Source organism: Pseudarthrobacter albicanus (assembly GCF_018224015.1).
GTDB lineage: Bacteria > Actinomycetota > Actinomycetes > Actinomycetales > Micrococcaceae > Arthrobacter > Arthrobacter albicanus.
The window spans coordinates 60237-73117 of sequence record NZ_JAGPOT010000013.1; the positions used below are offsets into that span (position 1 = coordinate 60237).

Annotated in this window: 11 protein-coding genes, 2 tRNA genes and 1 pseudogene; 11 read left to right on the forward strand and 3 right to left on the reverse strand. The window is 67.2% G+C overall.

The features are described from left to right. Window positions 1–156: 156 nt before the first annotated feature. Window positions 157–1878, reverse strand: coding sequence for a dihydroxy-acid dehydratase (ilvD, locus tag J9611_RS04805; protein ID WP_211878194.1), 1722 nt, complete (start codon window positions 1876–1878; stop codon window positions 157–159). Window positions 1879–2141: 263 nt separating this feature from the next. Here ilvD and J9611_RS04810 point away from each other — a divergent pair, with 263 nt between their 5' ends. The 7 genes and pseudogenes from J9611_RS04810 (at window position 2142) to J9611_RS04840 (ending at window position 8507) form a co-directional block, all read left to right on the forward strand. Then, window positions 2142–3161, forward strand: coding sequence for a sunset domain-containing protein (locus J9611_RS04810; RefSeq protein WP_211878196.1), 1020 nt, complete (start codon window positions 2142–2144; stop codon window positions 3159–3161). Window positions 3162–3227: 66 nt separating this feature from the next. Beyond that, window positions 3228–4418, forward strand: a complete 1191-nt coding sequence (locus tag J9611_RS04815) for a PQQ-dependent sugar dehydrogenase (RefSeq protein ID WP_211878198.1) — start codon at window positions 3228–3230, stop codon at window positions 4416–4418. Between the two features lie 115 nt (window positions 4419–4533). Beyond that, a tRNA-Lys gene (locus J9611_RS04820) sits at window positions 4534–4609 on the forward strand. 864 nt (window positions 4610–5473) lie between these two features. Further along, window positions 5474–5611 carry a hypothetical protein gene (locus J9611_RS04825; RefSeq protein WP_211878200.1) on the forward strand — a complete coding sequence of 46 codons (138 nt, stop codon included), beginning with the start codon at window positions 5474–5476 and terminating at the stop codon, window positions 5609–5611. A gap of 29 nt (window positions 5612–5640) precedes the next feature. Beyond that, entirely contained in the window at window positions 5641–6126 is a 486-nt protein-coding gene (locus tag J9611_RS22465) for a Clp protease N-terminal domain-containing protein (RefSeq protein ID WP_211878201.1), read from the forward strand. A 127-nt stretch (window positions 6127–6253) separates the two neighbouring features. Next, a pseudogene (locus J9611_RS04835) lies at window positions 6254–7185 on the forward strand (ABC transporter ATP-binding protein). Between the two features lie 5 nt (window positions 7186–7190). After that, entirely contained in the window at window positions 7191–8507 is a 1317-nt protein-coding gene (locus tag J9611_RS04840) for an ABC transporter permease (RefSeq protein ID WP_307857019.1), read from the forward strand. 50 nt (window positions 8508–8557) lie between these two features. On the opposite strand, the gene J9611_RS04845 is transcribed toward J9611_RS04840, so the two are convergent. Together J9611_RS04845 and J9611_RS04850 are read right to left on the reverse strand one after the other, a co-directional pair. After that, window positions 8558–8710: a hypothetical protein gene (locus J9611_RS04845; RefSeq protein WP_211878202.1), complete on the reverse strand. Its 153-nt coding sequence runs from the start codon at window positions 8708–8710 to the stop codon at window positions 8558–8560. Window positions 8711–8781: 71 nt separating this feature from the next. Next, window positions 8782–9264: a MarR family winged helix-turn-helix transcriptional regulator gene (locus J9611_RS04850; protein ID WP_211878227.1), complete on the reverse strand. Its 483-nt coding sequence runs from the start codon at window positions 9262–9264 to the stop codon at window positions 8782–8784. 97 nt (window positions 9265–9361) lie between these two features. Between J9611_RS04850 and bcp the strand changes: the two genes are divergently transcribed. From bcp to J9611_RS04870, 4 genes are all read left to right on the forward strand, one after another. Continuing rightward, complete coding sequence (gene bcp / locus J9611_RS04855; RefSeq protein ID WP_211878203.1) at window positions 9362–9835, forward strand: thioredoxin-dependent thiol peroxidase; 474 nt, start codon at window positions 9362–9364, stop codon at window positions 9833–9835. 90 nt (window positions 9836–9925) lie between these two features. After that, window positions 9926–10007, forward strand: a tRNA-Leu gene (locus J9611_RS04860). A 242-nt stretch (window positions 10008–10249) separates the two neighbouring features. Continuing rightward, complete coding sequence (locus J9611_RS04865) at window positions 10250–10921, forward strand: fasciclin domain-containing protein (protein ID WP_211878204.1); 672 nt, start codon at window positions 10250–10252, stop codon at window positions 10919–10921. A gap of 218 nt (window positions 10922–11139) precedes the next feature. After that, on the forward strand, window positions 11140–12813 hold the full coding sequence (locus J9611_RS04870; protein ID WP_307857020.1) for an ABC transporter substrate-binding protein: 1674 nt from the start codon (window positions 11140–11142) through the stop codon (window positions 12811–12813). Window positions 12814–12881: the final 68 nt, after the last annotated feature.

The window sequence follows — 12881 nt, forward strand, 5'->3', positions numbered from 1 at the left end:
CCCTCTGGGCAGACACGTGTCAACGAGCCTACTCCATGTCTCATCATGCGGACATCCTTGTCCGGGTATCGGCCCCCTCCCCCAACTGACTCGCAATTGTTGTCGTTTTGGCGGCGCATAACGACATTAACTGCGAGTCAGTTGGGTTCAGCCGAATCAGCCGCAGTAGGCGCCGGTGGAGGCGCTGTGGACGAGCTTGGCGTACTTGGCCAGGACTCCCTTGGTGAACTTCGCCGGGAGAGGCTCCCAGCCCACCTTGCGGGATTCCAGCTCGGCGTCGTCCACGAGCAGGTCGAAGCTGCGGGCGGCCATGTCCACGCGGATGCGGTCGCCGTCCTTGACGAAGGCGATGGGTCCGCCGTCGACCGCTTCGGGTGCGACGTGGCCGATGCACAAGCCGGTGGTGCCGCCGGAGAAGCGGCCGTCCGTCAGGAGCAGCACGTCCTTGCCAAGGCCCGCGCCCTTGATGGCGCCGGTGATGGCCAGCATTTCGCGCATGCCCGGCCCGCCCTTGGGACCCTCATAGCGGATGACGACGACGTCGCCGGCCTTGATTTCACCCTTGTCCAGCGCGTCCAGGGCGCCCTGTTCGCGTTCGAACACGCGGGCGGAGCCCTCAAAGACGTCGGCGTCGAAACCTGCGCTCTTCACGACGGCACCCTCCGGGGCCATCGAACCGTGCAGGATCGTGATGCCGCCGGTCTTGTGGATGGGGTTGTCCATGGCGCGGAGCACCTTGCCGTCGGGGTCCGGCGGGTTGATCGAGGCGAGGTTCTCGGCAACGGTCTTGCCGGTCACTGTCAGGCAGTCGCCGTGGATCAGGCCGGCGTCGAGCAGGGCCTTCATGATCACGGGCACGCCGCCGATCTTGTCGACGTCGGTCATGACGTAGCGGCCGAACGGCTTCAGGTCGCCCAGGTGCGGGACCTTGTCCCCGATGCGGTTGAAGTCCTCCAGGGTCAGGTCGACTTCCGCCTCGCGGGCGATGGCCAGCAGGTGCAGCACGGCGTTGGTGGAACCGCCGAAGGCCATGGTGACGGCGATCGCGTTCTCGAAGGCCTTCTTGGTCATGATGTCGCGGGCAGTGATGCCCAGGCGCAGCAGGTTGACGACGGCCTCGCCGGACTTGTGGGCAAAAGCGTCGCGACGGCGGTCCGCGGAGGGCGGGGCGGCCGATCCGGGCAGGGACATGCCCAGGGCCTCGCCGATGCACGCCATGGTGTTGGCGGTATACATGCCGCCGCAGGCGCCTTCGCCCGGGCAGATGGCCTTTTCGATGCGGGTCAGGTCTTCGAGGCTCATCTTGCCGGCGGCGCAGGCGCCGACGGCTTCGAAGGCGTCAATCAGGGTGACTTCCTTTTCGGAGCCGTCCTCGAGCTTGACCCAGCCGGGCATGATCGAGCCGGCATAGAGGAAGACGGCCGCGAGGTCCAGGCGGGCGGCCGCCATCAGCATGCCGGGCAGGGACTTGTCGCAGCCGGCGAGGAGCACCGAGCCGTCGATCCGCTCGGCCTGCATGACGGTCTCGACCGAGTCGGCGATCACTTCCCGGGAGACCAGGGAGAAGTGCATGCCCTCGTGGCCCATGGAAATGCCGTCGGAGACGGAGATGGTGCCGAACTGCATCGGGAAGCCGCCCCCGGCGTGCACGCCTTCCTTGGCGCCCTGCGCGAGCCGGTTCAGGGAAAGGTTGCAGGGGGTGATCTCGTTCCAGGAGCTCGCCACGCCGATCTGGGGCTTGGCGAAGTCGTCGTCGCCCATGCCGACCGCCCGGAACATGCCGCGCGCGGGGGCGGCGTGGATCCCGTCGGTAACGACCCGGCTGCGGGGCTTGATGTCCGGCTTGGTTTCTGTCGCTGTTTGGGTGTCCTCACTCATGGGTCAAAGTCTAGGGCTCCGCCGCGGCGGCCAACGACCGGGACAGGCGCGTTAAGTGGAAAACCGGGAATATTTCGCTCATATGGTGGACGTCCGTCTCGCATAATGGAATGGGGGCCTCCTTTTAGCCGGGCCGGTGAGCTGCCTCACGCGGGACGGTTGCGCCGGTGCCTGGGGCGGCCCCGGAAGGCTGGACAGCCTGCTTGACAGGGACGTAACGTCAGGCAACGGCAACCTTGCCTCCTGGACAGAAGGGCTCTGCTATGGATTGGATCATCTGGCTCATTGTCATCGTGGTGATCGTCGCCGTCATCTGGTGGCTGCTCAACCGCAACTCCCGCGGCGGTGCGGGCTCGAGCGCCGCAGACAGCAGCAAGGCCGCGGCCCCGCTGGCCTCCACGACTGAGCAGGGCACGCCCGCTCCGTCCGGAACCGGCCCTTCCGCGGCTCCCGTCCAGGCGGAGGCGGCACCTGCCCCCGCAGCCGATGCCCCCACCGCTCCTGCCGCGCCGGTCCAGGCAGAGGCGGCTGCCGCGCCGGTCCAGGCGGGCGCTGGCGCTGCGCCCGCAGCAGGGCCCCGCGCCGCTGAAGGCACCGAGTGGGAGACCCAATGGTCGGAGACCCCGCCGCAGGAACCACAGGCTGCCGGACACCATGAACCGGCACGCGCCGAACCTGCGGCCGCCCACGGGGCACACGTTGCCCCGCCGGCACCGGCCGAGGGGACGCAGGCCGCGGGGGCGAAGGCGGCCGCGGCGTCCGCGGGGGGCCTGCCCGTGCATCACCCGGAATACACGGAACCCCACGCCCCGACCCTCCCCGGGGCGGAATCGGCAGCGGCGGAAAGCAGCGACACGGCGGACGTCGAGGGTGCAACGATGGCCCCGGCACCCGCATCCGCCCATCCCGATGCGGCCGTCCCGGTGGCGGCCGTCCCGGTGGCGGCCGTCCCGGTGGCGGCCGAGGTCCAGGGCTTGCCGCCGGCGGAGGCCGAAACGGTGCAGACGGCCACGTCGGCAGCCGCGTCCGAAACGCCCGCGGGCCACACCGCCGAACCGTCCGGCCATCTCGCCCTGGATCAGCCGTACGGCGAGGGCTCGGCGGCCCCGGCGGCCGATGGCAGCGGACCGGAGGGGTTCACCGTCAAGGGCGACGCGTCCTCGATGATCTACCACGACGAGACCAGCCCCTCCTACGAGGAAACCCGCGCGGAGGTCTGGTTCCTTTCCCCGGCGCACGCCGAAGCAGCGGGCTTCCGGCCGCCACGCCGGACACGGCAGTAGGTCGCGGGTACCGGCTGACCGGCAGCAGACCGCAGCACAAAAGACCGCGGCACGATGGGCACACGGATGAGGGCCACGAGGGCGGGGCACAGGGGGACACCTGTGCCCCGCCCTCCGGCGTCCTGGGTTGCGGTGGTGGCTGCCGCGTCGGTGCTGCTCACGGCCTGCACGCCGGGCGGCGGCGGCACCCCCTCCGGGAGTACGAGCGGGAGCATACCCAGCAGCATGAGCAGCAGCACGGCGGGTGGCGCGGCGGCGCCCGTGGTCTCCGCCCGAATCGACGCCGGCCTGCAGCTGCCCTGGTCCACGGTCTTCCTGCCGGACGGCAGCGCCGTCATTTCCGAGCGCGACAGCGCCCTGCTCAAGTGGGTCGACGGCGGCCCGGCGGGCGGCGGCGCGGCGGGCGGCGGCGCGGCAGGCGGCGGGCAGGCCGGCACCATCGGCCAACTGCCCGACGTCGTACCCGGCGGCGAAGGCGGGCTGCTGGGACTGGCCCTGTCACCGGACTTCGAGACGGACCGGTACCTCTACGCCTACTTCACCGCCGCGTCTGACAACAGGATCGCCCGCGTCCGGCTCGAGGGAAGCGGCGGGCAGTGGAAGCTGGGCGCCCCGGAAGTGATCTTCACCGGCATCCCGAAGGCCTCCACGCACAACGGCGGAAGGATCCGGTTCGGACCGGACGGCTACCTGTACGTGGGCACCGGCGACTCGCAGCGCCGCGAACAGCCGCAGGACAAGGCGGCCCTGGGCGGCAAGATCCTCCGCATCACGCGGGAGGGCCGGCCGGCGCCGGGCAACCCGTTCGGCGACAACCCGGTCTACAGCCTCGGCCACCGCAACGTCCAGGGCCTCGCCTGGGACGGCGCCGGACGGCTCTGGGCGAGCGAGTTCGGCCCCGACGTCGACGATGAGCTCAACCTGATCGTGCCCGGCGGAAACTACGGCTGGCCGGAGGTCACCGGCGCCCCGCACCGTTCGGGGTTCCTGGACGCCAAAGTGGTGTGGCCGTCGACGGCGGACTCCTCCCCCAGCGGACTCGAGATCGTGGGCGGCACGGCCTATCTGGGAGCCCTCCGCGGCCAGCGGCTCTGGGCTGTGCCCCTGAACGGGGAATTCGCGGGCGATCCCGTGAGCTATTTCACAGGAACGTACGGCCGGATCCGGGACGTTTCGCTGGCCCCGGACGGCCGCCTCTGGCTCCTGAGCAACAACCAGAACCCTGATTTCGTGCTGATTCTGGACCTCCCCGGATAGGCCCGCACGGCCGCCGGCGGCCGATTTCACACAGCGTCGAAACTCGTGTAGAGTTTCATGTCGTTGCGGAGAACAACGAGGGAAATAAAAAGCCCGGGTGGACGAAACAACAGCTGCACCTCTAGCTCAACTGGCAGAGCAATTGACTCTTAATCAATGGGTTCCGGGTTCGAGTCCCGGGGGGTGCACCACGGAGAAAGAAACCCCGTCTCTACTGGCTTCGGCCGGTGGAGGCGGGGTTTTGTTTTGCGCCAATGTCGCCGGAGTGTCACTTGGGGGACACTATAGGCCGGAGACCCCCATCGACGTCACCCGCAGCCCGGCCAACGCGGCCAGCGTCGTCGAGCCTCAGTCCCCTGCCGCTACGAAATGCGGCGGAACCAATTCATGCAAAGACGCGCTAGGCGAAGGCCCCTTCTTCAAACGTCTGGAGTGCATCCAGGACTGGGCGTGACCCCTCGAGTGCCAGGACAACGATCGGCTGAGCGCCACTGAGGTGTGCGTCATGTCCCTCGAGCCATGACTTCGCGGCGGAGGGGACCATCAACCCGAGCAGCCTATCCACAACGGTTTGAGCGCCGTCGTCGCGGCACGCTTGCCGGACGGTCGCCTCGATGTCAGACCCAAGGCCAACCGCCACTGCAAGCCCAGAATCAAGGCATGGCAGACAAGGCCGGCACAGCGGAGCCAGCGGGCGCGCCGAATGATCGTCGGTCGAGCGGGTCGTGATGACTGGCCGGCGAAAGCCACTGCCACCCAATAAAGATTCGACCGCCGGCCATGTCCTCGACCGCCTCGGCGTCACCGATGGCGCGGTCGTCCACGCCATCAAGAGCACCCCGGCGCCGTCCCCGACGGCCGCTCGCACCTGCGCTGTCTGCCTCACAGCGTAGGCGGCCCGCCCGAGCCAGGAGATCACCGCGTTCCCGCTCCGCGACGGTGAGTTCTTCGACGTCGGCACGCCACTGCCCCGGTTCACGTCCCGGGGCAGGTTCGCCTCCTACCCGGATGCGTTCGCCGCAGCCGAGGAATTCAAGGACGTCCAGGCCGCCGACGTGAAGATCTGCATCATGGTCCCTGCCGTCCAGGAGCTGCGCGGAAAAGACTCCAACGGCAACGGCGTCATCCTCGACAGCTCCGTCGAATACAACCGCATCTCCGTGATCAGCCGGCTCGCCGCGACCGTCGAGTAGGGTGTCCACCATGAAGAAAGTAGCTTCCGGTGCTTGAACGATTCAATGACCAGGCCCGCCGCGTCATCGTCGACGCCCAGAACGAAGCCCGGATGCTGAACCACCACTTCATCGGCACCGAGCACATTCTGATGGCCCTGACCCGCGACGGCGACACCGCGGCGCCCGTCAAGGCAACCCAAGTCCTGACAGCCCAGAACGTTTACCGGTACAACGTCTGGAAACTGATCCTCAGCATTGTCGGCCAAGGCAGCAGCGACTTCACCGGGCACGTACCGTTCACGCCGCTCGCCAAGACCTCTCTCGAACTGGCGATGCGCGAAGCCATTTCGTTCGCACACGACCACATCAGTGCCGAACATCTGCTGCTGGCTCTTGTCCGGCAAACCGAGGGCGTGGCCGTCGAGGTGCTCACGGCCCTCGGCGCCACCGACGCAGTCCGCGACGCTCTCGTAGCGCTCTTCGCCCACCCGACCGACCCGACCCCGCCGGCCGGTTTCACCCCCGCAGCCTGATCCACACGAAGCCGCAGGCGATCTGGCCTGCGGCTTCCTTCTGCCGGAGCCGGGGTTCATTTTGCCCAACCGGCGCGCCATTTGCCGCTGCCTCCGGGGCAAAGGCGCAGCCGGTTACAGTGGGGGCATGACGTTGGGGGACGCGGCCTCGGAGCCGCTGGTGCACATCAAAGACTTCAGGATGGATTTCGGCGACAAGACGGTCATCAGGGACCTGTCCTTCGACGTCCGGTCCGGGGAGACCTTCGGGGTCCTGGGCAGCAACGGATCCGGGAAAACCACCACGCTGCGGGCGCTGCTGGGGATCTACCAGCCCACGGCCGGGACCCTCCACATCGGCGGGAAGGTTTTCGACCCGCGGGACGGGGCACGGCTGGGATATCTGCCGGAGGAACGCGGCCTGTACAAAAAGAATCGGTGCTGGACGTCATGGTCTACTTCGGCCGGCTCAAAGGCCTGGACAAAGCCCGGGCAAAGGCATGGTCCCTGACCTACCTGGAACGGGCCGGGCTGGCCGACAAAGCCGCCATGCCGCTGGACAGGCTCTCGGGCGGCCAACAGCAGAAAGTCCAGCTCGGCGTGACCATCATGAACGACCCGGAACTGCTGATCCTGGACGAGCCGACGAAGGGTTTTGACCCGGTGAACCGGCGCCTGCTGATGGACATCATCGAGGAACAGAAACTCGCCGGCGCGACCGTCATCATGGTCACCCACCACATGGAGGAGGTCGAACGGCTCTGCGACCGGGTCATCCTGCTCAAGGACGGCACCTCGCGGGCCTACGGCACCGTGGCGGACGTCCAGGAACAATTCGGCGGGACGGTCTACCGGCTCGGCTTCGACGGTGTCCTGCCGTCCTCTGCCCTGTACGACATTGTCACCGAGTCGGACGGTCTGGCCGAGCTCTCCCCCCGCCCGGGCGGGGACGAAACGGCCGTGCTGCGCGAGCTCATCAACGCCGGCGTGGGGGTGCGGGCCTTCACTACGGCCAGGACATCCCTGGAAGACATTTTCATCAGGATCTACGGCGAAGCCCACGGCATGGCGGAGGCCTGAACCCCATGGCACAGCAAACACCCACACTCCGCTCCCCCACCCCCAAGCCGCCCCTGCCCCCTTCGCGGCCAACGATGCGGCGGCCGTTCGCACAGCACAACCTGGGGACGGTCGTCGGTTTCGAATTCACCCGCACCGTCAAGAAACGCCGCTTCTGGATCGCGACCCTGGCCATCCCGGTGGTGCTGGCGATCGTCGTCCTGCTCATCGTCGTCAGCAACACCTCCACCTCGGCCAGCGCCGACGCGCAGAAGAACGCGACGGTGTCCTTCGCCTACACCGACGACTCCGGACTCATCCCTGCCGGGATCGCGGCAGCCATGGGCGGCCGGCAGGCCGTCGACGCGGACGGGGCCCTGCAGGATGTGAAGGACGGCCTGACGGATGCGTACTTCGCCTACCCTGCCGACCCGGCCACCACCCCGGTCAGGGTCTACGGCGCCGACAAGGGGATCTTTGAAAACGGCAAATACGACGCCGTCGCCAAACAGCTCCTCGGCGCCGCCGCCCAGGCTCAAATCGGCTCCCCCCTGCTCACCGCCGCCGCCGGCGGCAACGTCAAGATCGAATCCAAGGCCTTCAAGGACGGCCAGGCCACCGGCGGGATCGGCACCGTCATCCCGCCCCTGATGTTCCTGCTGATCTTCTACGTCTCCATCATTCTGCTCTCCAGCCAGATGCTGAACAGCACCCTGGAAGAGAAGGAAAACAGGGTTACCGAGATGATCCTGACCACCCTGAACCCGACCACCCTGATCATCGGCAAGGTCATCGCCCTGTTCATGGTCGGCCTGGTGCAGATGCTGGCCTTCCTGACCCCGGTGGTGGCCGGCTACCTGTTCTTCCGCGAACAACTCGCGATCCCCGACTTCGACCTCTCCCACCTGACGTTCGAGCCCGGCGCCATGGTGGTCGGCGCGCTGCTGCTGCTGGGCGGGTTCACCGTATTCACGGGTGTCCTGGTGGCGGTCGGCGCGGTCATGCCCACGGCCAAGGACGCCGGCACGATCTTCGGGCCCCTCCTGGCCCTGATGTTTGTCCCCTTCTACGCGGTGAGCCTCATCGTTTCCGACCCGCATGCGCCGATCGTGCAGATCTTCACCTACTTCCCGCTCTCGGCGCCCGTGACCGCCATGCTCCGCAACGGCTTCGGTACCCTCAGCCCGCTCGAATCCGTGATCGTCACGGCAGAACTGTTCATCACCGGCTTCCTCGTCCTTCGACTGGCCGTGCACCTGTTCCGCTACGGGTCCATCGAATACTCGAACAAACTCTCCATCGCCGGGACCTTCCGCAAACGGAACACCACGCCCGGAAAATGAGCCGGACCGCGGTTCGGACCGGGCTCGTCCGCTTGTTGCCGGACTCCTGACTACCTGGGGTCGCCGGACACGGGCCGGGCCGCCACTTCCCGCGGGAACTGGATCGGCAGCGCCGGCTGGACCGGGATGGTGCCGACGGGTTCATCGAGCAGATCGTTGATCGAGGTCTGCCCTTCCAGCTCCACAGGTGGGTTCGCGTCCATGAGACCAGCCTAGGTGTCGCAGGCGGCAGGCAGGTGCGGGACACGCGGCGGCGGCCCGGCTCCGGGAAGGCTCAGTTGAGGCGGGTCGACTCGGCCACCAGGCCGGGCTCGACGTCAGTGACGATGCCCTTGACGTCCGGGGAGGTGACGCCGGTCGCCAGCTCCCTCACCACCGCCTGGAGTTCCTGCCGGAGCACGTCCGGGTCGATCGACGCGGCGGCGAGCACGGAGCGCTCCATATCCGCGGCTTCTGCGACGGCCTCGCGGCCCCGCTTCGTCAGGGACACCACATGGCTGCGGCGGTCGGAGGTGCTGCGCTCCCGGGAAATGTGCCCGTGCGCTTCCAGCCGGGTCAGCGTCTTGCCCATGGTCTGCGCCTGGACCCGCACCAGCTGGGCCAGCTGGGCCTGCGTCATCGGTCCGTTGGCGGAAAGCACTTCCATGGCGATCACCCCGGCGTGGGTCAGGCCGATGGCCCCCAGCTTCACGTTCCAGGAGTGCTCGACGAGGCGCGCTGCCGTGGACAATAGGCGCCCCGTGGGCCAGCGATCCATATCAGGCATACCACTGAGTATAGCGAGCGCCGGATTCGCCGGCCGCGCCGCCGCTCATTAGGCTGGGATGTTCCGCCACCCTGCGAAGGAGAACATCTTGCCTGAACGGCTCATTCCCGGTGACCCTGCACCGGATTTCACCCTGAAGAATGCGGAAGGACAGGACGTCAGCCTGAACGCCTTCCGGGGCCGCAGCACCGTCGTGTACTTCTACCTGGCGGCGTCCACGCCCGGGTGCACCAAGGAGGCCTGCGACTTCCGTGATTCCCTTGCATTCCTGCGGACGGCAGGCTACGAGGTGCTCGGGATCTCGCCCGACCCGGTGGCCAAGCTCGCCAGGTTCGCCGCCGCGGAAGGGCTGAGCTTCCCGCTGCTCTCGGATGAGGACCACGCCGTGGCCGAGGCCTACGGGGCCTGGGGGGAGAAGAAGAATTACGGCCGCAGCTACGAGGGGCTCATCCGTTCCACGGTCGTCATCGACCCTGAAGGCAAGATCACCGTGGCGCAATACAACGTGCGGGCCACCGGACATGTCGCCAAGCTGCGCCGGGATCTGAAACTGGACGGCTGACCCCGGCACCCGGCTGTAGGTACAATGGAGCCTGGCGCCCGCCGTCGGGAGTCCTGAAGTGATCCAGGACCTGACGGGCGACGGCGCCGCGCGCGAGTGGTGAAATTGGCAGACACGCAGGATTTAGGTTCCTGTGCCTTCGGGCGTGGGGGTTCAAGTCCCCCCTTGCGCACAGAGTCAATATCCGCAGAGAGAAAGAGCCCCGGCCTTCGGACCGGGGTTCTTTCGGTTTAACGCGATTAGCCCGGCGTGCGGGCCGCCAAAAAGAATTTTCAACCGGCACCCATCCGTTTCCTCCGGGCCCCCGAATACCCGTTGAGACACCAGCCGAGGGCAGGTGCCCATCAGTCGGAAAAGGGCCACGGCGGCAGTTTCGCCGCAGCCAATAATCGGCACAACACAGGAGAAAACGAAATGCAGACCATCAAGCGCACGACTTTCGCCATTGCAGGTATCGCTGCCGCAGCCATGCTCAGCCTCACTGCCTGTGGCGGTTCCAGCACGACGGCGAGCTCTTCGGCTCCGGCTTCAACGCCGCCGGCGTCCAGCATGGCGCCGTCACCGTCCAAGAGCTCCGCCGCGGCCATGGATCCGGCCGCCAACCTTGTCGGCAGCGGCTGTGCCGCCTACGCCGCCCAGGTGCCCAGCGGTAAGGGCTCGGTCGCCGGGATGGCCCTTGACCCGGTAGCCGTCGCGGCATCCAACAACCCGATCCTCACCACCCTGACCGCCGCCGTTTCCGGCAAGCTCAACCCCAAGGTCAACCTGGTGGACACGCTCAACGGCAGCGAATTCACCGTCTTCGCCCCGGTGGATGACGCCTTCAAGAAGATCGACGCCGCCACCATCGAAACGCTGAAGACCGACGATGCGCTGCTGAGCAAGATCCTGACCTACCACGTTGTTCCCGGCCAGATCACCCCGGACAAGATCGTGGGCACCCACAAGACCGTCGAGGGCGGCTCCGTGACGGTCACCGGCAGCAAGGACGCCCTCATTGTTGACGGCGCCAACGTCATCTGCGGCGGTGTCAAGACCGCGAACGCCACTATCTACATGGTCGACTCCGTCCTGATGCCCAAGTAGGCAACCCGAACCACACAGCACTCCTGCTCCGGCCCAGTCCGGCTCCCTGGCCCGACCAGGAGAAGTGAAGGCCCGCACCGGCTGGTGCGGGCCTTCGCTTTTGCCCGCGACTTTTGCACGCAACATTTGCTCGCGGTAAAGCAGACCGCACGGTCAATTAGACTGGGGCTGTTCCGCAGCCCGGCGGCCCATCCATTTCCCCCAGAGGTGATAGTCGAGTGCCCAGCAGCCCATCGCGCCGCATCGCAGCCGGTATCGGCGCCCTTCTACTCATGCTGCCGCTCGCTTCCTGCACCGGAACCGCCGGTCCCGGCCCGGCGTCGCCGGCTGCGTCGGCCGTTGCTTCCGACGCCGGACCCACCGCCGTCTTCACCTTCGGTACCGCCTCCCAGCCCCTCGGCCTCGATCCGGCCCTGGTTTCCGATCTCGAGTCCTACCGGATCACCCGCCAGGTGCTGGAGGGCCTCGTCGGCGTCGACCAGACCACCGGGCAGCCGACCCCGCTGCTCGCCACGGCGTGGGAACAGGGCGACGAAGGCCGGACCTACACCTTCAAGCTGCGCGAGAAGGTGACCTTCCAGGACGGGACGCCCTTCGATGCCGCCTCGGTCTGCAGCAACTTCAACCGCTGGTTCAACTTCCCGGAGGCCCTCCGCCAGCAGGCCCCCGGAGCCTCCTTCAAGTCCGTCTTCAAGGCGCACGCGGACCAGGCCCCGCTCTCCATCTACAAGGGCTGCACCGCCCTGGCGCCCGGCAGCGTCAGGATCGACCTCACCCAGCCATTCACCGGGTTCCTCCAGGCCCTGACCCTCCCGGCCTTCGCCATCTCCTCGCCCCGGGCCATGGCGGCCGGGACCGCCGACGTCCTGGACCAGAGCCGCCTCGGGCAGCCCATGTCCGCCTATGCCCTGCACCCGGTGGGGACCGGCCCCTACGTCTTCGGCTCCTGGGAGCAGGGCCACGTCACCCTGGCGAGCAACAAGGACTACTGGGGCGACAAGGGGCAGATCGGGACCATCAACTTCGTCACCTACGATCACCCGCAGACACGGCTGCAGGCCCTGCTCGACGGCAAGATCGACGCCTACGACCCCGTGACGGTGGGCAATTTCGACCAGCTGGTCAAGCGCGGCAAGCAGATCATCCAGCGGGACCCTTTCTCCGTCATGTACCTGGGCATGAACCAGGACATTCCCATCCTGCAGAACCTCAAGGTCCGCCAGGCGATCGAAATGGCCCTGGACAAGGACACCCTGATCCGCCGGTTCTTCATCGACAACACGGCCCAGGCTTCCCAGTTCGTCCCGCCCAAACTGAGCGGCTTCAACAACACCGCGGCAGCCCTGGGGCACAACCCGGACAAGGCCAAGCAGCTGCTGGCCGAGGCCGGCTACAAGGGCGAGGAACTGAAGTTCTACTACCCGCTGAACGTCACCAGGCCCTACCTCCCCACGCCGGAAAAGGTGTACGCCGAGATCAGCAGGCAGCTGACCGCCGTCGGCCTGAACATCAAGCCGGTGCCCGTCGACTGGTCCGACGGCTACCTGCAGAAGGTCACCTCCCCGGGTGACCACGCCCTCCACCTGCTCGGATGGAACGGCTCGTACTCCGATCCGGACAACTTCGTGGGGCCGCTCTTCGGCGAGAAGACCGGCGAATTCGGCTACCAGGATCCCCAGGTCTTTTCCAAGATCGCCCGCGCCCGCGGCCTGCCCGAGGGCAAGGATCGGACCGAGCAGTACCAGACCATCAATGCGCAGATCGCCGCCACGGTGCCGGCCGTCCCGATTGCCTTCCCGATCTCGGCGCTGGCGCTCTCGGACCGCGTGCTGAAGTACCCGGCCTCGCCGGTCTTAAATGAAGTTTTCACAAAGGTCGAGCTGAAACCTTGACGGACGGACCCAATTTCAGTTAGAGCGCTGTGCGGGGATATTCTTTGACAGCCAGAGCCGCTGCTAAA

What these genes read in the sequence shown, in the direction of transcription:
- J9611_RS04815 (WP_211878198.1), top strand. Translation starts at nt 3,228, where the DNA reads ATGAGGGCCACGAGGGCGGGGCACAGGGGGACACCTGTGCCCCGCCCT.
- J9611_RS04865 (WP_211878204.1), top strand. Translation starts at nt 10,250, where the DNA reads ATGCAGACCATCAAGCGCACGACTTTCGCCATTGCAGGTATCGCTGCC.
- J9611_RS04840 (WP_307857019.1), top strand. Translation starts at nt 7,191, where the DNA reads ATGGCACAGCAAACACCCACACTCCGCTCCCCCACCCCCAAGCCGCCC.
- J9611_RS04810 (WP_211878196.1), top strand. Translation starts at nt 2,142, where the DNA reads ATGGATTGGATCATCTGGCTCATTGTCATCGTGGTGATCGTCGCCGTC.
- J9611_RS04850 (WP_211878227.1), bottom strand. Translation starts at nt 9,264, where the DNA reads ATGGATCGCTGGCCCACGGGGCGCCTATTGTCCACGGCAGCGCGCCTC.
- J9611_RS04845 (WP_211878202.1), bottom strand. Translation starts at nt 8,710, where the DNA reads ATGGACGCGAACCCACCTGTGGAGCTGGAAGGGCAGACCTCGATCAAC.
- ilvD (WP_211878194.1), bottom strand. Translation starts at nt 1,878, where the DNA reads ATGAGTGAGGACACCCAAACAGCGACAGAAACCAAGCCGGACATCAAG.